The sequence below is a fragment of the Acinetobacter sp. Gutcm_16 genome (assembly GCF_028649355.1).
Classification (GTDB): Bacteria; Pseudomonadota; Gammaproteobacteria; order Pseudomonadales; family Moraxellaceae; genus Acinetobacter; species Acinetobacter johnsonii.
Genome location: NZ_JAQSUV010000036.1, coordinates 26,702 through 50,200, shown reverse-complemented (window position 1 = coordinate 50,200; position 23,499 = coordinate 26,702). Strand labels below are relative to the sequence as shown.

Genomic DNA, 23,499 nt, shown 5'->3' with positions numbered 1-23,499 from the left:
GTCGATATGGCTAAGAAAAGTATGATTAATCGCGAATTGAAACGCGAAGCTACTGTTGCTAAATACGCTGCAAAACGTGCTGAATTAAAAGCTGTTATTGCAAACGTAAATGCTAGCGATGAAGAGCGTTTCGAAGCGATGATGAAATTCCAAGCATTACCACGTAATGCGTCTCCAGTACGTTTACGTAACCGTTGTGGTTTAACTGGTCGTCCTCATGGTTACTTCCGTAAGTTCGGTTTAAGCCGTAACAAATTACGCGATACAGTAATGCAAGGTGATGTACCGGGCGTTGTTAAGGCAAGCTGGTAAGGAGCACTATAGATGAGTATGCAAGATACCGTTGCCGACATGTTAACTCGTGTTCGTAACGCGCAAATGGCAAAGAAACAAACCGTTTCTATGCCTAACTCTAAGTTGAAGGTTGCTATTGCAAACGTTCTTCAACAAGAAGGTTACATTTCAAACGTAGAAGTTGCGGATGCTGAAGGCAAAGCAACTCTTACTTTGACTTTAAAGTATTTCGAAGGCAAACCAGTTATCGAAACTGTGAAACGCGTAAGCCGTCCAGGTCTACGTCAGTATCGCGGTAAAGATGCACTTCCGAGCGTTAAGCAAGGTTTAGGTATTGCAATTGTTTCTACAAGCAAAGGCATCATGACTGATCGCGCTGCACGTGCTGCAGGTATCGGTGGTGAAGTTATTGCTTTTGTTTCTTAATAGGTGATTCCTCATGTCTCGTGTGGCTAAAGCCCCAGTAACTGTACCTAACGGTGTAACAGTTACTCAGAACGGCCGGCAGGTCGAAGTGAAAGGTAGCAAAGGTACTTTGTCTTTCACCCTGCATGCGCTGGTCGAGCTTAAACAGGAAGACGGTATTTTAGCGATTGCTCCAAAAGCTGAGTCGAAAGACGCTTGGATGCAAGCTGGTACTGCTCGCGCTGTGCTTAACAACCTTGTAAAAGGTGTGAGCGAAGGCTTCGAACGTAAGTTACAACTTATCGGTGTTGGTTATAAAGCTGCGGTTAAAGGTAACATTGTTAACCTTAACCTTGGTTTCTCTCACCCGATCGACTATACGCTTCCTGAAGGTGTAACTGCTGAAACTCCTACCGCAACTGAAATCGTTCTTAAATCTGCTGATAAAGCACGTTTAGGTCAGGTTGCTGCAGATATCCGTGGTTACCGTCCACCAGAGCCTTATAAAGGTAAAGGTGTTCGTTATTCTGACGAAGTTGTACTTCGTAAAGAAGCTAAGAAGAAATAAGGCGCGAGGTTCTTATGAACGAAAAGAAACAATCCCGTTTGCGTCGTGCGAAAAGCACACGCTTGCACATCCGTGCGTTGGGTGCGACTCGTTTGTGTGTAAACCGCACTCCGCGTCACATCTACGCTCAAGTTATTTCAGCAGATGGTGGCAAAGTTTTAGCGCAAGCTTCAACTTTAGATGCTACTTTACGTGCTGGCACAACTGGTAACGTTGAAGCAGCTACTAAAGTAGGTGCTTTAATCGCAGAACGCGCTAAAGCAGCTGGTGTTACTAAAGTTGCATTTGACCGTTCTGGTTTCAAATATCATGGTCGTATCAAAGCCTTGGCTGATGCTGCTCGTGAAAACGGCTTGGAGTTCTAATCATGGCTAAAGTTGAACAAAACGAAGGTCTTGTTGAAAAGCTGGTTGCCGTTGATCGTGTAGCCAAAGTTGTTAAGGGTGGTCGTATCTTCTCTTTCACAGCATTGACTGTGGTTGGTGATGGTAATGGTCGTGTAGGTTTTGGTCGTGGTAAAGCACGTGAAGTTCCAGCTGCTATTTCTAAAGCACTTGAAGCTGCTCGTCGCAACATGATTACTGTTGACCTTGTTAACGGTACTGTACAGCACCCTATTAACGCGCGTCACGGTGCAAGCCGTGTTTACATGCAGCCTGCTTCTGAAGGTACTGGTGTAATCGCTGGTGGTGCTATGCGTGCAGTTCTAGAAGCTGTAGGCGTACGTAACGTATTAACAAAATGTTATGGTTCTACTAACGCTGCAAACGTAGTAAACGCGACTTTTAACGGTCTGCGTGATATGACTTCTCCTGAGAAGGTTGCTGCGAAACGTGGTCTTACAGTAGAACAAATTCAAGGGTAATCAATCATGAAAACGATTAAAGTTACCCAGACTAAATCTTCTGCGCATCGCTTGAAAAATCACAAGCTTAGCCTACAAGGTTTAGGTCTGCGTCGTATTGGTCATACTGTAGAAGTGCAAGATACGCCTTCTAACCGTGGTATGATCAACCAAGTCTACTATATGGTTAGTGTAGAGGAATAAGCCATGACTCTGCGTTTAAATGAGCTTGCACCTGCTGAAGGTGCAAAACGTGAAAATCGTCGTCTAGGCCGTGGTATCGGTTCTGGCGTTGGTAAGACTGGTGGCCGTGGTGTCAAAGGTCAGAATTCGCGTAAGAGCGGTGGTACTCGTCCAGGCTTTGAAGGTGGTCAAACTGCGTTATATCGTCGTTTACCTAAATTCGGTTTCACTAGCCAAATCGCTTTGAAAACTGCTGAAGTACGTTTATCTGAGCTTACTAAAGTGGAAGGCGACATCGTTAGCCTAGAAACTTTAAAAGCTGCAAACGTTGTACGTAAAGATATGTTACGTGCTCGTATCGTACTTTCTGGTGAAATTACTCGTGCATTCACTGTTCAAGGTGTTGCTGTGACTAAAGGCGCTAAAGCTGCTGTTGAAGCTGCTGGCGGTAAAGTCGAGGAGTAATCGCTAGTGTCTATGTCTCCTAGTTCTTCAGGTCATGTCAATATGATGAAAGGCCAGCCATTTCATGTGAAATACCGTGAAATTATTCGCCGCATGATGTTTCTCATCGGTGCATTATTGGTTTTTCGACTAGGAGCACATATTCCAGTACCAGGCATTAATAATGCTGCACTTGAAAATCTTTTTAATGCAAACCAAGGCACGATCCTTGGTTTGTTTAACATGTTTTCGGGTGGTGCATTAGAGCGTATGTCCATTCTTGCTCTTGGGATTATGCCGTACATTTCTGCATCGATTATTGTGCAGTTAATGTCTACTGTTATTCCTTCGCTGGAAGCTTTAAAGAAAGAAGGCGAACAAGGCAAGCGTAAGATTAATCAATATACGCGACAGGGTACATTGTTCCTTGCACTCGTGCAGGCAATTGGGATGTGTGCTGGTCTGATCAGTCAAGGGATTACCTTAACTGCAGGTCTGGCTTTCTACGTACCAGCTGTAACCTCTTTGGTTGCAGGTACAATGTTCTTGATGTGGTTAGGTGAGCAAATTACCGAGCGTGGGGTGGGCAATGGTATTTCCATGATCATCTTCGCCGGTATCGTTGCAGGTTTGCCGAATTTAATTCTGCAATCAATATCATCAGTAGATAATGGTCAAACCAGTCTAATCGGCTTGGTAATTTTTGGCGTGTTGTCGCTGGCTGTATTAGCTGCAATTGTGTTTATTGAGAAAGCGCAACGTCGTATTCCAGTAAACTATGCTCAAAAACAACAAGGACGTCGTGTATTTACTGCACAACAGTCGCATTTGCCATTAAAAATTAATATGGCGGGTGTGATCCCAGCGATTTTCGCAAGTTCATTGCTTTTGTTCCCTGCGAGCTTAGGTCAATGGGTGGGTAGTGCAGATCCGAATGCGGGTATTATCAAACGTAGTTTGCAAGATTTGGCATTGGTGCTTTCGCCTGGTCAGCCGTTGTATTTGGTGCTCTTTGGTGCGTTAATTATCTTTTTCTGTTACTTTTATACAGCGCTTGTATTTAGCCCGAAAGAAGTATCGGAAAACTTGAAACGCAGCGGGGCTTATGTGCCTGGTATTCGTCCAGGTGAGCAAACTGCTCGTTACTTAGATCATATTCTTAACCGTTTGACATTTATTGGCGCGATTTATATCACCATCATTTGCTTAATGCCGATGATTTTACAAAGCTCATTTGGTATTCCATTCTCTTTAGGTGGTACCTCTTTGCTTATTGTTGTGGTGGTAGTGATGGACTTTATGGCTCAGCTGCAAGCACATCTCACCTCGCATCAGTACGATAATCAAACGTTAATGAGAAAAACGACTGCTCATCCTAAGGGATAAGCGCACTTGAGGTTTCATCATGAAAGTACAAGCTTCTGTAAAGAAAATTTGTGGTAGCTGTAAAGTTATCCGTCGTAATGGGGTTATTCGCGTAATTTGTAGCGCAGAACCTCGTCATAAGCAGCGTCAAGGTTAATCTGATCAAGACCTGTTGATTTCAGTAGGCTAATTAGGTTATTATCCGCCCCTCAAGATTTTTGTGGGGCGGTTGATTGTCTTAACTGCCTTTTTGGAGAAAATTGAATGGCTCGTATTGCCGGTGTAAACATTCCGGATAACAAGCATGCTGTTATCTCTCTAACGTACATCTTTGGTGTAGGTCGCCACACTGCTAAGAATATCTTGGCTGCTGTTGGTATCGCGCCGACTACAAAGATCCGTGAATTAGATGACGCTCAGCTTGATGCGATTCGTGCAGAAGTTGCTAAGGTTCCGACCGAAGGTGATTTACGTCGCGAAATTTCCATGAACATTAAACGTTTAATGGATTTAGGCTGCTACCGCGGTCTTCGTCATCGTCGCAGCTTGCCTGTCCGTGGACAACGCACCAAAACTAACGCACGTACCCGTAAAGGTCCGCGCAAACCTATTAAGAAATAAGATTTCTGGAAGCTAAAAGATGGCTAAAGATACTCGCACACGCAAGAAGGTCACTCGTACCGTCTCTGAAGGTGTTGCACACATTCACGCTTCTTTTAATAACACCATTGTGACTATTACCGATCGTCAAGGTAATGCACTGGCTTGGGCTACCTCTGGTGGACAAGGCTTCCGTGGATCACGTAAATCAACTCCGTTTGCTGCTCAGGTAGCTGCTGAAGTTGCTGGTAAAGCTGCTTTAGACTACGGTTTGAAAAACTTGGACGTCCTTGTAAAAGGTCCTGGTCCTGGTCGTGAATCTGCGGTTCGTGCTTTAGGTGCAGTGGGTTATAAAATTAACAGCATTACCGATGTGACGCCAATCCCGCACAACGGTTGCCGTCCACCTAAAAAACGTCGCGTGTAAGGAGAAACATTCATGGCTCGTTATATTGGTCCAAAATGCAAACTCTCTCGCCGCGAAGGGACAGACCTGCAATTAAAATCTGGCGTTAAACCATTTGACGTCAAAACTAAAAAAGCTGCTAAAGCTCCTGGCCAACATGGCGGAGCGCGTGGTGGTAAACAATCTGAGTACTCACTACAATTACGTGAAAAACAAAAAGTACGTCGTATGTACGGTGTTTTAGAGCGTCAATTTAGTAATTACTATAAAGAAGCTGCTCGTGTGAAAGGCGCAACTGGTGAAAACTTGTTGAAACTGCTTGAAAGCCGTCTTGATAACGTCGTTTATCGCATGGGTTTTGGTTCTACACGTGCAGAAGCTCGTCAGCTTGTATCTCACCGCTCGATCACTTTGAATGGCCGTCGTGTTAACATCGCGTCTATCCAAGTTAAAGCTGGTGATGTAATTGCTGTGCATGAAGGTGCTAAACAACAATTGCGTATCAAAAACGCAGTTGAATTAGCTGCACAACGTGGTATTCCTTCTTGGATGGAAATTGACCATTCTAAGCTGGAAGGTACGTTTAAAGCTGCACCAGATCGTTCAGATTTACCTGCTGAAATCAACGAAAGCTTGATTGTAGAATTGTATTCTAAATAATCCTTGAGGTAGCAATATGACGCGTACTGCAAATGAGTTTCTAACTCCGCAAGCGATCAAGGTCGAAGCGGTTAGCGGGACCTCGGCAAAAGTTATTCTAGAACCCTTAGAGCGTGGCTTTGGTCATACTCTGGGCAATGCTTTACGTCGCATCCTTCTTTCTTCTTTACCTGGCGCTGCTGTGGTTGAAGTTGAGATTGAAGGTGTCGAGCACGAGTACAGTACTTTGGAAGGCTTGCAGCAGGACATCGTCGAGCTCTTGCTGAACCTAAAAGGATTGTCTATTAAGCTGTTCGATCAAAATGAAGCTTATTTGACATTAGAGAAACAAGGTCCTGGCGACGTAACTGCCGCTGACCTTCGTTTACCTCATAATGTTGAAGTGGTTAACCCTGAACATTTGATCGGTACTTTAAGTGCTTCAGGCTCATTAAAAATGCGCTTGAAAGTTTCTCAAGGTCGTGGTTATGAAACTTCTGACTCGCGTTTCCCAGAAGGCGAAACTCGCCCTGTAGGTCGCTTACAGTTAGATGCTTCTTATAGCCCAATCAAACGTGTGTCTTACACAGTGGAAAACGCTCGTGTAGAACAACGTACAGACCTTGATAAATTGGTCATTGATCTTGAGACCAACGGTACAGTTGATCCAGAAGAAGCGATCCGCAAAGCGGCAACAATCTTGCAACAACAAATTGCAATTTTTGTTGACCTTCAGAAAGATCAAGCTCCTGTTGCTCAAGAACCTCGTGAAGAAGTTGATCCGATTTTGCTTCGTCCAGTAGATGATCTAGAGCTTACTGTTCGTTCTGCTAACTGTTTGAAAGCAGAAAACATTTACTACATTGGTGATCTTGTACAGCGCACTGAGGTTGAGTTACTCAAAACTCCTAACCTTGGTAAAAAATCGCTTACTGAGATCAAAGATGTTCTGGCTTCAAAAGGCTTACAACTCGGCATGCGTTTAGAGAACTGGCCACCAGCTAGTCTCCGTATGGACGATCGTTTCGCCTATCGTAGCCGTTAATTAAGTAGGACTATCACCATGCGTCATCGTAATAGTGGTGTGAAATTAGGCCGTACAAGCAGCCATCGTAAAGCGATGTTTCAAAACATGGCTAACTCTTTGTTTGAGCACGAGTTGATCAAAACAACTGTGCCTAAAGCAAAAGAGTTACGTCGTGTAGCTGAGCCTTTAATCACTTTAGCTAAAAACGATACTGTTGCAAACCGTCGCTTAGCGTTTGCTCGTACTCGTTCAGCAGCAACTGTTGGTAAATTATTTACCGTTCTTGGCCCTCGTTACAAAGAACGTAACGGCGGTTATCTACGTGTTCTTAAAGCGGGCTTCCGTGCAGGTGATGCTGCGCCGATGGCTTACGTTGAACTAGTAGATCGCGAAGTTAAATAATTTCGTAGAACTATTCAGTTGTTCTTAGAAAAAGACCAGTGTTTCACTGGTCTTTTTTTATGGGGTTTTGTTCGACAATCTTTGTATTTTGGCCTGTAGTGACATATTTTACGAAAGATCTGCTTAAACTTGACATTGTGTATTGTCAGTTTTATGGTTTAATAAGAACAGAATATAAGAAAGGATAAAAACAACATGGATAAGCACGTCGATCTGCTCATTGTAGGTGCTGGTATTTCAGGTATCGGCCTTGCGGCACATTTAACCAAGCATTGTCCACAACGTTCGTTTGAAATTATTGAACGTCGTGACAGCTTTGGTGGAACATGGGATTTGTTTAAATACCCAGGTATTCGTTCTGATTCAGATATGTCGACCTTTGGTTTTAATTTTAAACCGTGGCAACAAGCCAGCGTTTTGGCAGATGGTTCTTCGATTAAGGGCTATTTGGCGGAAGTCATTGATGAACAGAAACTCAAAGAAAAAATTCATTTTAAGCATCGCGTACTTAGCGCCAATTATGATTCTGCTCAGAAAAAGTGGCAGGTAGTGATTGAGAATGCAAAAGGCAAAAAAGAAAACTGGATTGCAAATTTTGTGTTTGGTTGTACAGGCTATTATAACTACGACCAAGGCTACCAACCTGATTTTCACAATAAAGAAGTATTTAAAGGCGAGTTTGTAAATCCACAGTTTTGGCCTGAAAAATTAGATTATACAGGTAAAAAAGTCGTCATTATTGGGAGTGGTGCGACAGCGATTACACTGGTGCCTGCGATGGCCAAAGGTGGGGCGGCGCATGTCACTATGCTACAACGCTCTCCAACTTATATTGCTTCGGTGCCATCGATTGATTTTGTGTATGACAAAATGCGTAAAGTGTTGCCGGAAGATGTGGCTTATAAACTGACTCGTGCACGTAATATTGGGATGCAACGTGGGATTTATGCACTCGCGCAGAAGCAACCGAAATTGCTACGCCGACTGCTGCTCCAGTCGATTAAGATGCAGCTCAAAGGTAAAGTGGACATGAAACACTTCACCCCAGAATATAATCCTTGGGATCAACGTTTATGTGTGGTGCCAGATGGTGATTTATTTAAAATTCTTCGTTCAGGCCAAGCCAGTGTTGAAACAGATCAGATTGAATGCTTTACCGAAACGGGCCTTCAATTAAAGTCTGGTCAGCATTTAGAGGCCGATATTGTTGTCTCAGCCACTGGTCTAGAAATTCAAATCTTGGGTGGTATACAAGCGACCATTGACGGTAAACCGTTAGATACCTCTAAACATATGTTGTATCAGGGCGTGATGGTCAGTGATGTACCGAATATGGCGATGATTATTGGCTATATTAATGCGTCATGGACCTTGAAAGTGGATATTGCAGCTGAATATATTTGCCGCTTACTCAACTATATGGATCAAAAGCAGTGGGCTGAAGTGATCCCGCAAGGGGATGCGACAGAGCTGATGGAAGATACGGTCATGGGTAGTTTGAGTTCGGGTTATATTGCACGTGCTGCCAATGTGATGCCAAAACAGGGTAAACATGCGCCATGGAAAGTCAGCAATAATTATCTTGCGGATCGTAAGACATTGAAAAGTGCTTCTTTTGAGGATGGAGTACTGAAATTTGCTAAACGTGATGCAGCATTGAATCAGAAACCTAAACTGGTGTCTTAGGCTGAGTGGTTGATTTTAAAAGGAGCGTAACGCTCCTTTTTTATGGAAATGACTTTAGGGTGTTCTGTTTGTACTTCCTTAAACTGTAGGACTGGTAGATGATTTTTAAAACTTAAAAGATAATGAATAGGGAATATTTTGAATATCTTAGAACAAAGTTACCAAGTCCCATTTGCATCAAATATGATTCATGCTAAAAAATGGCACACTGATGCAACAGATCATGCTTTAGCTCCGATTATTTTAATGCACGATTCATTAGGTTGTGTGGCTTTGTGGCGGGATTTTCCTGCTCAACTGGCACAAGCCACCGCGCGCGTGGTCTATGCCTATGATCGCTTAGGTTTGGGTTTATCCGATCCGAGTACGCAGCCCTTGGCACATAGTTTTGTCATCACTGAAGCAGAACAAACCTTTAAAGCTGTATTAGATTATTTTTCGATCCAGAACTTTATCATCCTAGGGCATAGCGTGGGTGGAGGGATGTCTGTTGCGATTGCTGCAGCTTATCCAGTGCGTTGCCATCTGCACAGTATGCGGTTGAAGCGCTGACACTGGCGGGTATAAGTGAAGCAAAAATTGGCTTTCAATAAGCGGGACAAATGGAACATTTAGAGAAATATCACCCTGAAAAGGCGCAGTGGGTGCTTGATGCATGGACTGAAACATGGCTATCACCCATTTTCCAAGATTGGAATTTGTCCAGTGTGATTGATGGTGTGCGTTGTCCAACGTTGGTTATTCATGGTGAACTGGATGAATACGGCAGTACGGCACAACCCCAGCAGATTTTCGAAGGGGTGTCAGGGCATGCTGAACTGCACATATTAGAAGGTTTACATCATATGCCACATAAAGAGCAACCAGAGTTGCTGGTTGCTTTGATTGCGGAGTTTCATCAAGCACATTGTTAAAAGTAAAAGCCCATCGAAAGATGGGCTATTTGAGTTAAAGAGAACGTGAAATGAGCTCTTTCATAATTTCATTGGTTCCGGCATAAATGCGATTGGCACGATTATCCAAATAAGCCCGTGCAATTGGATATTCCAGCATATAACCATAACCGCCATGCAGTTGCAGGCATTCATCAACAACTTTAGAAAACATCTCGGAAATTTTATATTTGGCTGCTGCTGCGGCATCAATACCGAGACTTTCTTCCAGTTGCAATTGCATACAGCGGTCAAGATAAGTACGGCAAAAATCGATTTCTGTACGCAACTCCGCCAATTTAAAGCGGGTATTTTGAAAGCTTGAAACTGCTTTCCCAAAAGCTTTACGCTCTTTGGTGTACTGAACAGTATGCGCCAGTGCTGCTTCTGCACCCGCTTGGCAGATGATAGCCACCAACATGCGTTCCCAAGCCAGTTCTTTCATCAGCATCATAAAGCCCATGCCTTCCATACCGAGCAAGTTTTCTTTGGGGACTCGGACATGATCAAAAAACAATTCGCAGGTGTCTTGTCCTTTCATGCCAATTTTATTGAGAGGTTTGCCTTTACTGAAGCCTGTACGATCAGCTTCAACGATGATTAATGAGAGATTGGCTGAACCCTTTTCGCTGTCGCCTGTCTTGCAGACCACAATCGCCATATCGCAGAGATAGCCGTTGGTAATGAAGATTTTGGAGCCATTGATAATATAGTCATCCCCGTCTAAAACAGCTGTTGTTCGTACCGCTTGCAAGTCTGAGCCTGTGCCGGGTTCAGTCATAGCAATGGCTGTGACGGTTTCACCCGAAGCCATCCGCGTTAACCAATGGTGTTTTTGTACTTCACTGCCAAAGTTATTGATATAGTTTGCGACAATGTCCGAGTGTAGTGAAAATCCAGTTGAGGAATCCATGGCATAGGCTTGCTCCTCAATCAAAATCATACTGTACAAGCGGTCTACACCTGAGCCACCATAAGCTTCAGGCATAGTGGCACACAGTAGCCCCATGGCGCCTGCTTTATTCCATAGCTCACGATCGACATGCTGCTGTTGTTCATATTTTTCAATATTTGGAACAACTTCTTTGGCATAAAACTTTCGCACAGTTTCTCGAAATGCCTCATGTTCAGTATTAAATAAGTTGCGCGGCAGCATATTGTTTAACGGGCGAATTGCGCCTGATTGCATGGAAGCTCATCCTGATGTTGTTATTTTGCTAAGAGAGTAGTGAAAAGTAGATACAGCGACAATGGACTGAATGCTCAAATGTGGCTGATTTTTTGATGTGTTTTGCCAGTTGTTAAAATTGCGACATTTAACTAGTGGCGGGACAGGCATGATCGGTTAAACTAAGCCGTTTCAATTAATTTGGGGAATATAATGACTGAAGAAATGAGCTTAGAAGAGCGTAAAGTAATCTATCGCGCACGTCGTGGTTTAAAAGAAATTGATGTGTACTTTGACCCTTATGTGAAAAATTATTATCTTCAGGCGGATCCTGCGGAAAAGGCCATGTTTGCGGCATTGGTTGAACAAGAAGATCCAGATTTGTTGGATTGGTTTATGGAAGTCTCTGAGCCGCCACGCCCTGAAATGAAAACCTTGATTCAAAAATTAAAGCATTATGTACACGGATAAGTGCAATGGAACATCGTCATTTTCAACTTAAACCCAGCCGTCTGGCTTATGTGTTTCAGTTGTCGATTTATGCCGTTCTGATGCTGGTCTTGTATCAGCTACTTCCTTTAGGACTTTGGCTGATCGCTTTGGTTGCAGGCTTTGTGCTGTATTTGTTTTTTCTACGTGGGCCGCAACATTTTCAGCTTCAGCATTTAGATGGCCGTGATTGGTCTTTGTCACTTCAGAAACAAACCAATATGCAACGAGTGCAAATCAGCCATATTGTGGATCATCGTGCTTATATTGTGATTTATTTTCAACACTTTAGAGCAAAACCGATGTTGGTTTGGTGTGATCAGTTACCCATCACACAATGGAAAGCTCTGAAAATACTCACTAAAATGCAATAATTGTTGGACAATTTCAATTCACGAAATTTAATTAAGTAATTGAAAAATAATAAGTATAAATATATGAAGTCTTGCTTTGTCTGACATATCTGAAGAAAATGATGTGCTTTTTTGGATTGTCAGACAACTTTCCTACAGTTTTTTGATCTTAAAATGTACATTCAAATCACCAACAGCAAACAAGGAAAATCGTATGATGATCCCAACTTGGATGTTTCTAGTGGTAGCAATTGTGTTAGCGATTGTTATAGGACGATTAGGAACTGTGCTGAAGGAACGATTTGCACCAAACAAAGCCTAGCTAGGCTTCCCAGTTGATAAGTAGCATGTGCCGAACCGTCGCTATGCTACTTTTTTTTGCCTAAAAAAAAGTTGAGGCGTCATTTTAGTCAATTTTCCGCTTTTTATTTCATGGCAGAGTAGTGGTCTGATTTAGAGTAAATACTCTTTTCTTCGGAAAATGCTTCTGCTATGTTTGTCAGCATGGACACATACAATTATACAAATAGAGGACAGGAAAATGTCGCAAGTCCAAAAAATAGGCCAGGGTGTGGCTGTTGTAGCGCTTACGAGTTTATTATTTTCGGGTTGTTCACAAGTGGTTAAAACAGGTGCCAATGTTGCGCTTGGGTTTAGTGAAAAACATATAGTACCGCCTATTTTAGCCATGGAAGACGCTGAGATGGTGTGTAACTCAGGCAATGCTTTGACTCCAGCGATTATGTCGACCAAAGACATGGGGGCAGATCCAACCCGTGTGGCGGTTCTACTTTATTCAGCATCGGGTATTTGTGCGGAAAATCAGGCACTTGAGGCTGAGTTACGTTATTTGCGTGCCTCGAAAGCAGGTAATGTGTCTGAAGCACAGGATGCTCGGATTGAACAAAAGCGTTGGGCGGCGACTGCGGCACAACGCCAATATACTGGCTATCAGCTTTTTCAAAACCGCTGGGAAAAGAAATATAAGAAACCATTGGGTGAAGGTTGTCCAAAAATGAACAGCGATTTGGATCAAACTGTGTATCTGCTGGGAATGCTGAGTGGGCTACAAGCCATGACCAATGATATTAACTCAGGTGGTGCAGTCAATGTTCCTAAAGACATTGCGGCTATTGTTGAACGTGGGATGGTGTGTCTAGACAATGAAAAGTTTTGGGGTGCGCCGAATGCAACACGTGCGGTGATTTGGACCTTATTGCCAGGTGCGGGTGAAGGTAAACCTGATCCGTATCAGACCTTGAAACAATCGATGCAAATTGGAGAGCAAAAAGGGGTTCGTTTATCTCATGCAATGTATGCTGTGGCTGCCCAAGCCAGTGGTGACGATGCCAAGATTCGTGATGCATTGAAAAGTTATGCGGGCTCTTATAGCGATGAAAAACAGAGTAATCCACAATTTAAACTGATTGATAGTATGGCCTCGAGTATGGTTCAGGGGATTTCAGATCGTTATTGGACTGAACACACGGGGACACGAACTGGGGATGGTGGTATGGCGCATTTCTGGGATGAAAAAGAAGACCGCTCTGAGCTAGATGAGTTGTTTAGTGAAAGTTAACCAATTTTAAACTGAGCCGAAGCGCAGAAAAAATAACAATAAATAAATGAGCAACACGATAAGGACATGTGATGCATGATCAATTTCTGACTCGAAAAATTATTTTGATAGCGTTTGTCGTATCGATCTCGGCATGCCTACAGATTTTTAAAGATCAATTTATTTATTGGCGAGTGGATATTTTTCCTGAAGTTTGGCGCTTGTGGACCGCGCACTGGGTGCATGTGGGTTGGATCCATTTTGCACTCAACATGCTAGCTTTTATGTGTTTGCCTTTTATTTTTCCACGCGCCCGCGTTTGGCATTTTGTGGCGTTATTGCTGATTTTACCGCCGTTGATCAGTCTTAGTTTTTATTATTTCTTGGCGGATATTGAAGCCTATGCTGGGCTGTCAGGTGTGTTGCATGGGATGTTTACTGCCATAGCAATTGTCCATTTGCTGTACCGTAAAGAACGGATGTTTGCGAGTTTGGTGCTGTTTCTCATTTTAGGCAAACTGATTTGGGAAAACACCTTTGGTGGGAGTACTACGGCTGAACTGATCGGGAGTCCTGTTTTGGTCGAAGCGCATTTGTTGGGCGTGATCTGGGGGATTGTGATTGCAGCTTCGTATTTAATCGGGGTGAATCTATTTGATGAATAGAGGATTGACCTAAATTCTAAAAAGAAAATACAGATTGTCATATTCAAAAATATAAATTTGATGCAAAGATAAACAAAACAAAAATCTAAAGGCATAGAGAAAGGACAAGCTCGAGCCAACTAAAACGACAGGTTCTACGGTGTATTGCGCTGGACAGAACGGTAATAAAAATAGGAAACAACATGCAGAATCATGGACAGCGCAGATCAGGACTCGATCTGCTGAAGTATATATGGACCGAGTGGATTTCTACTTTTGTCATTCTGATTTTACTGTTACTTACGCTATTAATTGGTACAGGTGAAATGATTCATGGCCAATTACTGCGTATGGGTGAGCGCTTATATGGCGATCCAGCCACAGGTATGCAGTATTCTTTTTTAAGGGCAGAGCCTGCCAAGCCAGAGTGTAATCGTCAGCCGAATGTGGATGCTTTGGTCAAAACCCAAATGCAAGCCAACGCTGCAGATGAGTTCGCCGACTTCTTTGGTACGGCTTCGGAAGCTGATGTGCGTGCGTCCATTTTGGCAGGTGTGCAGCAGTGTGAAGAAAAGTATCAGTTTTATGATAAAGCCATGCAACATATGGAGGCACACCCAAGTATTCGTGCCTATCGTAATTTTGAAACCACTTTTTTTGGTATTTTTAAATTCGGAACAGAAAATCGCGCCATTCTATTAATTTTTATGGTGGTTTTAGCTGCGATTAGCGCGACCTTAAAAATCCATCATATTGGTTTGCGTGGCCCTGCAACCAAGCTGGATTATCGTGTTTATAGTCTCCTGATGACACTGGGTAATGGTTTATTAACTTACTCGAGCATTAGCCAATTTAACTCAGTGAAAGACTCGGGTGTGCCGATGAATGGCGAAACCCAGCTGATTTATTGGCTGTGGATGATTCTGTTTTCGGTACTTACCTTGATAAGTGTGTGGCAGCTGTTTAGCCCACCGAAAGAGGCCAAAGCTGGCGGGCGTCTAGGCTTTGCTTTCCTGAGTGTGCCTCTGTATGCCTACATGGCGGTGATTACGGGTGTGGCGTTTATCTTCTTCATGGACTACCCCATGGGGCAAGGGATTTACTTGGGACAGCTGGTTGAGTTCTCAAGTATTTTCCTGAATTTAGCCCTATTTATTTGGGCGGGTATGTTGTTGAAACAAACCCGTGTCGTGGATCTGTTCTTAAATATTTTGCGTCCATGGAATTTGGCGCCTGAAACGCTCACCTGGTTGATTTTAATCGCTGCGGCTTTACCGACCGCATATACGGGTGCATCGGGGATCTTTGTGATTGCAGCAGGGGCGATTATTTATAAAGAAGTCTGGAATGCAGGTGGACGTCGTCAGTTTGCTTTGGCTGCAACGGCAATGTCGGGTTCGCTGGGTGTAGTTTTGCGTCCATGCTTATTGATTGTGGTGGTGGCATCCTTAAACAAAGAAGTCACGACGGACTTACTTTATCAATATGGTGTTTACACGTTCTTACTGACCTCAACACTGTTTTTAGTGGTTTCACTCTTCTTTGCAGAGAGTAAATTCCGCATCGCGGCACCGAGTTTGGCCGCACCGAAATCAGGGCGTGCTTTCTTAGCAGTTGTGCCTTATATCGTGATTTTTGTCCTCACGTGGATGTTCTATAAATTCTTATTAGACACTGACCTAAATGAATTTACTGCACCCGTGATGATGCCTGTGATTTTATTGATGATCGTGTTGTTTGATAAATTACGTCATCAGCCTGCGCCTTTGCCTGCTGTGGGGCATTGGGATGAGACACTCAGCGCAAATTATAACTCGGGCGGTGAACCTGCATTGGCTGGGGCTCAAGTTGCCCATGCAGAATACCGTGAAGGGCTACATGGTAATGCCGCAGATGATGGACAAGTGGTAAATCATGGGGTGGTTCAATCTAGTTCCATGGACGTGTTACGCCAAGTCGGTTTTTGGAAGTCGATGCATATCTCGACCAGTGAAACCGTTGGACACATTGGTGCTTTGGTCATTTTAATGGCACTGTCGGTAAGTGTGGGGGGATTGCTTGAACGTACGGAGGTAATGAGTTTCTTCCCGACTGATATTAGCAGTACGTTCTTGGTCATTACTCTGATTTTGGGGTTGATGGTCTTTGTTGGGATGATTATGGATCCGTTTGGCGCCGTGATCTTGATTTCTGCGACGGTTGCACCTGTGGCCTATCAATATGGTATTCATCCTGTCCATTTTTGGATGATCACCTTGATTGGCTTTGAGTTGGGCTATGTGACACCACCTGTGGCCCTTAATCACCTTTTAGCAAGGCAATCCATTGGTGATGCCGAGGTGAATGAGGCCGATGAGGAAGTGCGTCATTTGTCTTTCTATTATCGTTATGAACGTTGGATTTTACCTTTGATCGTGTTGTTCCCAGCGATGCTGATCATTGCTTATGTTCCATACTTCTTTAAGTTATTTGGCTGGTATCACTAAGTTGTGAACTTGAGTTAGACCATAAAAAAGCATCTTCGGATGCTTTTTTATGCTTGGGATTTTATTCATGATGATTTTAAGGAAAATGGTTTCTTTGCAGCGACTACCCACTCAAATCAAAACAAAGTACAAGGGTATTGTTAAGCGTCCCATCTTAAAAAATCAGCCCGCACTTAAGCTTAATGAAAAGAATTAATCGACCCATAAAGTCCCTCTAAAAGAAACTCTTGGCATAGCTAGGAGTAGGTCTATAACAAATGCAATGTCATTCATGGAGCGAGGTAGGTAAGAATAATGAGTGGTCTAATAGCTTGGCGCTGATTGAAAAGGTGGGTGAAGCAGCAGGGCAAAAAAAGACGTTAGCGTATCAGTCGATAAGCTAACGTCTTTAAAAATAACAACCGTATTTTACTGAGCAGCCAATTGGGCTTCTAATAGTTTAATTTGTTCTTCTTTGAGCTTTACCAGTTCATCGGCATCTTTGTGCTGTGCTTGCAAGCTCTTTTCCTGTTCCTTCAACTGGCTTTGAATATCGTCCAGTTTCGCCACTTCTTCTTTAGCAAGTGAGGCATTTTCAGGGACAGGTGCTTTTAAAATATCTTCTTCGACCAATTTAATGGTGTTGTCAGCCATGGCGGTCGAAGCTGCTTTTTCAGCTTCTGGAAGGGCCTTCACGGTCGGCTGAATCAACTCCGCTTGATGCACTGGTTTTGCAGACTCTTGTGCAGCAAACAACCACTGATAAAGTGCGAAAATCGCAATGATTGCGACCAAACCTGCTGTAATACCCCAGAGTAATTTAGGGTTGTTGTGTTGTACGGACGACATTCGATTCAACCTTTATTCTTTGGATTGACGTGGTTTAAATTGAATGACCCCAACCTCGTCGGGGATAGCGGAGATCTGAGGCTCATCTACATGAGTTGGACGATTCTCAGAATAACCACAGTCGATACATTCAATCCATTCATCGTCATTCGAGGTAAGCATAACAACTCGATCCATCGCCTGACATTTAGGACATTTTGCACCTGCAATGAAACGACGTTTAATAGTCATTAGACTTACCTTCTGAACAATTTAGGCGCCTAGTTTACTCACTTTTTTAGCGGTTCGTCCAACCTTGATGACGAAGTAAAGCATCTATTTTTGGCTCGCGTCCACGGAAATTGATAAATGCATCAAGCGCTGTATCTTTTCCGCCAACTGCTAGAATAAACTGACGAAATTCTTTTCCAGTGGCAGTATTAAAAATCCCTTCATTTTCGAAACGATCGAAGGCATCACTGGCCAAAACTTCCGCCCATTTATAAGAATAATAACCTGCTGCATAGCCGCCTGCGAAAATATGGCTGAAGCTATGCTGGAAGCGGTTATAAGGCGTGGTCTCTAAAACAGCATATTGTGCACGGATCTGGTTTAAGGTGGCTTGGATTTGATCCGCTTTCAAAGCAGGAGCTGCTTTATGAATGCTGAGGTCGAACAGGGCAAACTCGATTTGACGTAGACTTTGCATGCCGGATTGGAAGAAACGCGCATCCAGCAAGGCTTTCAGTAGACTTTCTGGTAAGGTTTCTTGGGTCTCAATATGTGCACTGAGCAGGTCTAAGCTTTCGGTATCCCATGCCCAAAACTCCATGAATTGGCTTGGCAACTCCACCGCATCCCATGCCACACCGTGTGTCCCCGCAACCGCAATATTATCAACTTCTGTCAACATATGATGTAAACCATGTCCAAATTCATGGAACAAGGTAATCACTTCATCATGGGTCAGCAGCGCTGCTTGATCCCCCACAGGTGGCGTAAAGTTACACACCATATAGCAAATCGGTTTTTGTAGGCCATGCGTTGTTTGGGTGCGAGAGCGGAAACCACTCATCCATGCGCCGCCACGTTTGCCCTGACGTGCATAGAGGTCAAAGTAGAATCCACCGACCACTGCGCCTTGATCTTCTAGTTCAAAATAACGTGCATCTGAGTGCCAAACAGGGGCTTCACGCTCCACAATTTGAATCCCATAAAGGCGATTCACAATGCTAAATAAGCCCTGCAAAATCTTGGGTGCAGGGAAGTAGGGCTTGAGTGCTTCTTGAGATAAATTGAACTGTTGGACTTTCAGTTTTTCCGAATAATACGTGCTGTCCCACGGTTTTAAATCCTCAATGCCATCTTCAGCGGCAATGGCTTTTAGCTCCGCCACTTCTTTGAGCGCAGGGGCACGTGAATGTTCAGCTAAATCACGTAAGAATTGATCCACCGTTGCTACATTTGGCGCCATTTTGCTGGCCAATGAAAGCTCGGCATAGTTGTTGAAACCTAACAGTGCAGCCATTTCCTGACGCAGGCTTAAGATTTCTTCCATCGCCGCGGTGTTATCAAACTCAGCGTGTTCAGACTGATCTGATGCACGTGTGGTATAGGCACGATACAGTTCTTCGCGTAAAGGACGGTTTTCCGCGTAGGTCATAATCGCCAAGTACGATGGAAAGTCTAAAGTGGCAACGGGTTGATCCAGTTCGCGCTGCTGACCATATTGTTTTAACAGCTCAACACTGCTTTCGGGTAAGCCTGCCAGTTCGTGTTCCGCTAAAGGTTTGAAATAGGCTTGGGTTGCATCCAGAACATGGTTGGAAAAGTCAGACGATAGTTGTGATAAGCGTGCGGAGATTTCTGCATAACGTTTTTTGGCTTCACCTTCTAAAGCCACACCCGATAGTTTGAAGTCGCGCAGTGCAAGTTTAATCGCACTTTGTTGGGCTTCAGGGAGGTGATCAAATTGCGCAGCATCATGAATGTGTTGATAGGTTTGATACAGCGCTGTGTGTTGGCCTAACTCGGTATAGTATTCACTTAAGCTTGGTAATAGTGACTGGTACACCTCACGAGTTTCAGCATTGTTCATCACGGCATTGAGGTGGGACAGCACGCCCCATGCTTCACTCATATTATTTTCTAAATGATCAACTTGTTCTAAGACCGCAAGCTGTGCCTGAATCGATTTAGGGACTTCGCTCAGGTCTTTTAAAAAACTTTGACCCTGTTGAATGGCTTGTTCGATCTGCTGTTGGAGTTGTACTAAGGTGATTTGATCAAACTGTGGAACAAGCAAGGTTGCTTTTTCTAATGTCATGCGTTTAAGCCAAATTAAATGTTCAGTTATCACTAGATGTAAGGGTGATGCCGTGGGAAATCAAGTTTTAATTGGTTTTGATGTTTTGCGCCGCTTGAAATTCAGTCCATGAAGGGTAGTGCTGATCAATGTGTGAGGGCTGATAAAGCACTTTGGCAAAGTTACGGGTCATGCATTCAGTGGCTAAGATTTCACCGCTTTTATATTTTTCTTTGCGGTGTCGCCAAATTTCGTTTTGTCGGTAGTAATCCGTCCCGATTTTTAGGAAGGCATGCTGTTGTTCAAACACGTGATAGACATAGCCTAAATCGGCGGAGCAACGCAGTTCACCTTCTAAACATTTCTCACTAAACCACAGCCGAATTTGAAAGCTATGCGGGGTGGGGTTGTAAAATTGATAATCAATATAGTTATAAAAAATTGCAGCGCCACTACCAAATGGAAGTACACGACCATGATCTGGAAAAGGATCAAAGGAATGCTGTGAACGTTGTACCACTTGCAATGGGCTATGCAAGACAAGCCAGTGAATGAGATTGGCAATTTGGCAAATACCGCCACCGATACCACCGCGTGCTTGACCAAAGCTGAGTTCCATTCCCTCAACATAGCCTTTTTGAGTTGTTGGTTGTCCCACTAACTGACAAAAAGAAAAAGTCTGTTTTGGGTGGATTAAAATCCCGGAAATACACGGAGTGGCAATTTTGAGATTGATGACTTTATTGTGTTGCCAGTGCTGATCGCTGTCGCCTAATTTACGAATCAGAACGGACTGATGCTTTTTGACGCGAAATGCCAAAGGGACGTCAGAAAATGAATGTGCGTAGTCTTTCCCATCTGTTTTCCATTGCCAATAGCGCATCATACGTCGGCTACGCGTGGCCATGAAATAAAGCAGGGGATGGTATTGGCTGATAGGTTTGCTTAAAAATAAACGCAAAAAGTTCATGTTGGCCCTATGAAAAAAAGGTGCTAGAACATTAAGCCCTAGCACCTTTTACATCATTTACTCAGTTTTCGCTTTTGCATTTGATTTTTTCTTTTTAGGTTTCGACTTTTTCTTCACTTTATCTTTAACCTTTGTTTCAGACTTTGATGAAGATTTTTTACCAGACTTTTTGCTGTAGGAGCTAGGTTGGGATTTATCTTTTTTGCGTCGTATGGGCTGGTCTCCGCTGTTACTGGGAGAGGCGTTTGTCGACTCGCTGAAGACTTCTTCTTTACTTTCGCTTCGTGCTGTTTTGGCTTTGCCAACACGGGGTGCTCGACTACGTATGGGCTGACCACCATGTGAGAGTTGCTGCAATAATTCAAAATCAATTTTGCGATCTTCTAAATTCACTGCTGCAACTTTGATTTTTACTTCATCGCCCAAGCTAAAGCTTTGACCGCGTGCCTGCCCAATCAAGCTCTGACTTGGTTGGTCATAGACAAAGTAGTCATCACCCAGTTGGCTGACATGGATCATGCCGTCAACATATAACTCTTTGAGTGTCACAAACAGACCAAATTCTGCCACTGCAGAAATGGTGCCGACAAACTCTTCACCCAAATGCTGCTGCATATAATGGCATTTCAACCATGTGGTGACAGAGCGAGACGCTTCATCTGCACGACGTTCAGTCGCCGAGAAATGTTGACCAGCATCATCTAGCGCAGCCCCTGAAAGAGGTGCAGGTTTATGTTTTAACTTGGCTTTAATGGCACGGTGTAACAACAAGTCTGGGTAGCGACGAATTGGAGATGTGAAGTGCGTATAGGCTTCATATGCCAAACCAAAGTGACCCGCGTTATTCGCACCATAGTAGGCTTGCATCATTGAACGTAACAGCACGGCATGGATACTTGGAGCATCAATACGGTCTTTGGTTGCATCAATCACGGCTTGGTAGTCTTTCTGAGTCGGCTGCTCTGGGAACGGTAGACCTAACAGTTTGACAAAGTCGCGTACTTTTTGAATACGTGAAAATTCAGGTGGTTCATGAATACGGTATAACATTGGTACATCATGTTGTAGCGCATATTCAGCCGCTGCCACGTTTGCCAACAACATACATTCTTCAATCAGTTTGTGCGCATCATTACGCGTACGTGGTAAAATTTCCTTAATGCCGCCCAGCTCATCAAATGTCATGTACGTTTCAACAGTTTCAAATTCCATGGCATGACGTTCAGCACGTAAACCTTTGAGGACTTGATAGAGTTGGAACAGGGTGTTCAAGGATTTGCGAACATCACGATCTTCAGGAATGGCACTGCTGTCGCCTTCAAAGTACTGGGCAACATTGGTATAGGTTAAACGTGCCTTTGAGTGCATCACAGACGGGTAGAACTCAAACTTGGTGACGCGACCGGCACGTGACAGGTTTAAATCACAGACCATACATAGACGGTCCACATGCGGATTGAGTGAACATAAGCCATTCGAAAGAGCTTCAGGCAACATCGGTAAAACAAAGTGCGGGAAATACACCGATGTACCCCGTTCTTGGGCTTCATCATCCAGTGGTTTGCCTGAACGGACATAGTGACTCACATCTGCAATGGCCACCACCACACGGTAACCGCCGCCTGGACGTTTTTCTGCATAGACTGCATCATCAAAGTCGCGTGCATCTTCACCATCAATAGTGACTAAGGCTAAATCACGTAGGTCAATACGACCTTCACGGTCTTGCGCTGAAGGCTCTTTAAAGCTTTCTGCTTCTTTAATGACTTCTTCTGGGAACTCATACGGCAAACCAAACTCTAAAATGGTTTGCGGAATAATAATTTCAGTGTCGGCCTTGTCTGCCATCGATTGCACAATATGACCTGTCGCCAACTCATCTTTGGTTGGGTAGTCATCAATTGCGACACGAACCGAATCGCCCACTTTGACTTGTGCGTGTTCGATTAACTCTTTTTCTAAGGTAATTGGTTGGTGCGCATTGGGATTTGCTGGCTGAATAAAGTATTCACCGTCATGTATTGATACTTTACCAATGATTTGCTTCACACGGTGTTGCACTACATCGGTAATAAAGCCCCAAGCTTTACCTTTGCGGTCTACTGAGGTTTGACGCACTTTAACACGGTCACCATTAAACACTTGGCGCAGTTCGCGTTCAGGCAGAAGTAAGTCTTCATGACCTGCAATATTCGCCGTGCCAAAGCCTTTACTGTTGATGTAAACCGTTGCTTCATGTTCAGGTTGCTCTTCGGCAATTTGAAACTTGAAGCCATCTTTCATCAGTTGACCATCACGAACCATCGCAATTAAGCGATGGCTGAGCGCTTCAATGCTTTTTTGATCTGCAATTTCAAAAATTTCGACCAAGTCCGCATGCGATAAAGCCGTCTTTTTTTCTTCGATGGTTTCTAAAATGAGCGTGCGGCTCGGAATAGGGTTGTCATAACGTTCAGCTTCAGCTTTTGCTTCAGGATCGACCCAATTTTTCATAATGTCTTTGGCTGTATGTCAGTAGATAGGATTAGCATAAGTCATGCGAAGACAGACTGCACGCAAATGATTGCAATATTGTGTTTTATGTCGGCAATTTAGAATATTTGCTGTTTTATTCAACATGCAGATATAGAGAAAAGAATAAATTCGGCTGAATCCGCCCTAAATTGTTTAAAAAGTATTTAATTGAACGAAAATATGCAAAAAATTGAGTGTCTGTGCTTGCAGTGCTAGCATGAAGTTTGTATTATGGCCGCACGTTACGGTGAGATGGGTGAGTGGCTGAAACCACATCCCTGCTAAGGATGCGTACGGGTAACTGTACCGAGGGTTCGAATCCCTCTCTCACCGCCAACTTTACTTATGTCGCGCTCATAGCTCAGCTGGATAGAGCACTTGGCTACGAACTAAGGGGTCGGGAGTTCGAA

Annotated in this window: 27 protein-coding genes, 1 tRNA gene and 2 pseudogenes; 24 read left to right on the top strand and 6 right to left on the bottom strand. The window is 43.7% G+C overall.

The features are described from left to right. The first annotated feature begins 6 nt into the window (after positions 1-6). From rpsN to PTT44_RS13730, 17 genes are all read left to right on the top strand, one after another. The gene (gene rpsN, locus PTT44_RS13810) at positions 7-312 is read left to right on the top strand and encodes a 30S ribosomal protein S14 (RefSeq protein WP_004691309.1); all 306 of its coding nucleotides are present in this window, start codon (positions 7-9) and stop codon (positions 310-312) included. A 12-nt stretch (positions 313-324) separates the two neighbouring features. Continuing rightward, positions 325-720 (top strand): 30S ribosomal protein S8, encoded by a 396-nt coding sequence (rpsH, locus tag PTT44_RS13805; RefSeq protein ID WP_004691308.1) that lies wholly within the window; start codon positions 325-327, stop codon positions 718-720. A 13-nt stretch (positions 721-733) separates the two neighbouring features. Continuing rightward, entirely contained in the window at positions 734-1,267 is a 534-nt protein-coding gene (gene rplF, locus PTT44_RS13800; RefSeq protein ID WP_004691306.1) for a 50S ribosomal protein L6, read from the top strand. Between the two features lie 14 nt (positions 1,268-1,281). Continuing rightward, positions 1,282-1,632 (top strand): 50S ribosomal protein L18, encoded by a 351-nt coding sequence (gene rplR, locus PTT44_RS13795; protein WP_004650473.1) that lies wholly within the window; start codon positions 1,282-1,284, stop codon positions 1,630-1,632. A gap of 2 nt (positions 1,633-1,634) precedes the next feature. Beyond that, positions 1,635-2,132 carry a 30S ribosomal protein S5 gene (rpsE, locus tag PTT44_RS13790; protein ID WP_004691304.1) on the top strand — a complete coding sequence of 166 codons (498 nt, stop codon included), beginning with the start codon at positions 1,635-1,637 and terminating at the stop codon, positions 2,130-2,132. Positions 2,133-2,138: 6 nt separating this feature from the next. Beyond that, a complete protein-coding gene (gene rpmD / locus PTT44_RS13785) occupies positions 2,139-2,315 on the top strand; it encodes a 50S ribosomal protein L30 (protein ID WP_004691302.1) in 177 nt (58 codons plus the stop codon). Between the two features lie 3 nt (positions 2,316-2,318). After that, positions 2,319-2,759: a 50S ribosomal protein L15 gene (rplO, locus tag PTT44_RS13780; RefSeq protein WP_004691300.1), complete on the top strand. Its 441-nt coding sequence runs from the start codon at positions 2,319-2,321 to the stop codon at positions 2,757-2,759. 45 nt (positions 2,760-2,804) lie between these two features. Beyond that, positions 2,805-4,124 carry a preprotein translocase subunit SecY gene (gene secY, locus PTT44_RS13775; protein WP_171054269.1) on the top strand — a complete coding sequence of 440 codons (1,320 nt, stop codon included), beginning with the start codon at positions 2,805-2,807 and terminating at the stop codon, positions 4,122-4,124. A 19-nt stretch (positions 4,125-4,143) separates the two neighbouring features. Further along, the gene (gene rpmJ / locus PTT44_RS13770) at positions 4,144-4,260 is read left to right on the top strand and encodes a 50S ribosomal protein L36 (protein ID WP_000867907.1); all 117 of its coding nucleotides are present in this window, start codon (positions 4,144-4,146) and stop codon (positions 4,258-4,260) included. Between the two features lie 107 nt (positions 4,261-4,367). After that, a complete protein-coding gene (rpsM, locus tag PTT44_RS13765) occupies positions 4,368-4,724 on the top strand; it encodes a 30S ribosomal protein S13 (RefSeq protein WP_004691296.1) in 357 nt (118 codons plus the stop codon). Positions 4,725-4,743: 19 nt separating this feature from the next. Then, positions 4,744-5,130: a 30S ribosomal protein S11 gene (gene rpsK, locus PTT44_RS13760; protein WP_001040166.1), complete on the top strand. Its 387-nt coding sequence runs from the start codon at positions 4,744-4,746 to the stop codon at positions 5,128-5,130. Positions 5,131-5,142: 12 nt separating this feature from the next. Next, positions 5,143-5,769 carry a 30S ribosomal protein S4 gene (gene rpsD, locus PTT44_RS13755; RefSeq protein WP_004691294.1) on the top strand — a complete coding sequence of 209 codons (627 nt, stop codon included), beginning with the start codon at positions 5,143-5,145 and terminating at the stop codon, positions 5,767-5,769. 16 nt (positions 5,770-5,785) lie between these two features. Continuing rightward, on the top strand, positions 5,786-6,793 hold the full coding sequence (locus PTT44_RS13750) for a DNA-directed RNA polymerase subunit alpha (RefSeq protein ID WP_004691292.1): 1,008 nt from the start codon (positions 5,786-5,788) through the stop codon (positions 6,791-6,793). 18 nt (positions 6,794-6,811) lie between these two features. Further along, positions 6,812-7,177: a 50S ribosomal protein L17 gene (gene rplQ, locus PTT44_RS13745; protein WP_004691290.1), complete on the top strand. Its 366-nt coding sequence runs from the start codon at positions 6,812-6,814 to the stop codon at positions 7,175-7,177. Positions 7,178-7,372: 195 nt separating this feature from the next. Beyond that, on the top strand, positions 7,373-8,863 hold the full coding sequence (locus PTT44_RS13740; RefSeq protein WP_168158611.1) for a flavin-containing monooxygenase: 1,491 nt from the start codon (positions 7,373-7,375) through the stop codon (positions 8,861-8,863). Between the two features lie 138 nt (positions 8,864-9,001). Beyond that, positions 9,002-9,415 carry an alpha/beta fold hydrolase gene (locus PTT44_RS13735; RefSeq protein ID WP_252726119.1) on the top strand — a complete coding sequence of 138 codons (414 nt, stop codon included), beginning with the start codon at positions 9,002-9,004 and terminating at the stop codon, positions 9,413-9,415. A 50-nt stretch (positions 9,416-9,465) separates the two neighbouring features. Continuing rightward, positions 9,466-9,777: an alpha/beta fold hydrolase gene (locus PTT44_RS13730; RefSeq protein ID WP_252726118.1), complete on the top strand. Its 312-nt coding sequence runs from the start codon at positions 9,466-9,468 to the stop codon at positions 9,775-9,777. 34 nt (positions 9,778-9,811) lie between these two features. Here PTT44_RS13730 and PTT44_RS13725 read toward each other — a convergent pair whose 3' ends face one another. Further along, positions 9,812-10,984 (bottom strand): acyl-CoA dehydrogenase family protein, encoded by a 1,173-nt coding sequence (locus PTT44_RS13725; protein WP_168158610.1) that lies wholly within the window; start codon positions 10,982-10,984, stop codon positions 9,812-9,814. 192 nt (positions 10,985-11,176) lie between these two features. Here PTT44_RS13725 and PTT44_RS13720 point away from each other — a divergent pair, with 192 nt between their 5' ends. The 6 genes and pseudogenes from PTT44_RS13720 to PTT44_RS16600 form a co-directional block, all read left to right on the top strand. Then, positions 11,177-11,434 (top strand): FAD assembly factor SdhE, encoded by a 258-nt coding sequence (locus PTT44_RS13720; RefSeq protein WP_004977895.1) that lies wholly within the window; start codon positions 11,177-11,179, stop codon positions 11,432-11,434. Positions 11,435-11,439: 5 nt separating this feature from the next. Next, the gene (locus PTT44_RS13715; RefSeq protein WP_273795672.1) at positions 11,440-11,826 is read left to right on the top strand and encodes a protein YgfX; all 387 of its coding nucleotides are present in this window, start codon (positions 11,440-11,442) and stop codon (positions 11,824-11,826) included. Between the two features lie 520 nt (positions 11,827-12,346). Continuing rightward, positions 12,347-13,384 carry a hypothetical protein gene (locus tag PTT44_RS13710; protein WP_168158609.1) on the top strand — a complete coding sequence of 346 codons (1,038 nt, stop codon included), beginning with the start codon at positions 12,347-12,349 and terminating at the stop codon, positions 13,382-13,384. Positions 13,385-13,455: 71 nt separating this feature from the next. Next, positions 13,456-14,028: a rhombosortase gene (rrtA, locus tag PTT44_RS13705; protein ID WP_168158608.1), complete on the top strand. Its 573-nt coding sequence runs from the start codon at positions 13,456-13,458 to the stop codon at positions 14,026-14,028. A 182-nt stretch (positions 14,029-14,210) separates the two neighbouring features. Beyond that, positions 14,211-15,813, top strand: a pseudogene (locus PTT44_RS13700) (TRAP transporter large permease subunit); the annotation flags it as partial. A 140-nt stretch (positions 15,814-15,953) separates the two neighbouring features. Further along, positions 15,954-16,493, top strand: a pseudogene (locus PTT44_RS16600) (TRAP transporter large permease subunit); the annotation flags it as partial. Between the two features lie 408 nt (positions 16,494-16,901). On the opposite strand, the gene PTT44_RS13695 reads toward PTT44_RS16600, so the two are convergent. The 5 genes from PTT44_RS13695 to rnr are packed head-to-tail and all read right to left on the bottom strand — an operon-like array spanning position 16,902 to position 23,071. Continuing rightward, positions 16,902-17,321 (bottom strand): hypothetical protein, encoded by a 420-nt coding sequence (locus tag PTT44_RS13695; RefSeq protein ID WP_168158606.1) that lies wholly within the window; start codon positions 17,319-17,321, stop codon positions 16,902-16,904. A gap of 12 nt (positions 17,322-17,333) precedes the next feature. Beyond that, positions 17,334-17,546 carry a YheV family putative zinc ribbon protein gene (locus PTT44_RS13690; RefSeq protein WP_171527525.1) on the bottom strand — a complete coding sequence of 71 codons (213 nt, stop codon included), beginning with the start codon at positions 17,544-17,546 and terminating at the stop codon, positions 17,334-17,336. A gap of 52 nt (positions 17,547-17,598) precedes the next feature. Next, positions 17,599-19,641: a M3 family metallopeptidase gene (locus PTT44_RS13685; protein WP_171527524.1), complete on the bottom strand. Its 2,043-nt coding sequence runs from the start codon at positions 19,639-19,641 to the stop codon at positions 17,599-17,601. Positions 19,642-19,693: 52 nt separating this feature from the next. Continuing rightward, entirely contained in the window at positions 19,694-20,575 is an 882-nt protein-coding gene (locus tag PTT44_RS13680) for a VanW family protein (RefSeq protein ID WP_168158603.1), read from the bottom strand. Positions 20,576-20,632: 57 nt separating this feature from the next. After that, positions 20,633-23,071, bottom strand: coding sequence for a ribonuclease R (gene rnr, locus PTT44_RS13675; RefSeq protein ID WP_273795700.1), 2,439 nt, complete (start codon positions 23,069-23,071; stop codon positions 20,633-20,635). A 264-nt stretch (positions 23,072-23,335) separates the two neighbouring features. On the opposite strand from rnr, the gene PTT44_RS13670 reads away from it, so the two are divergent. Then, positions 23,336-23,425, top strand: a tRNA-Ser gene (locus tag PTT44_RS13670). The last annotated feature ends 74 nt before the right edge of the window (positions 23,426-23,499 follow it).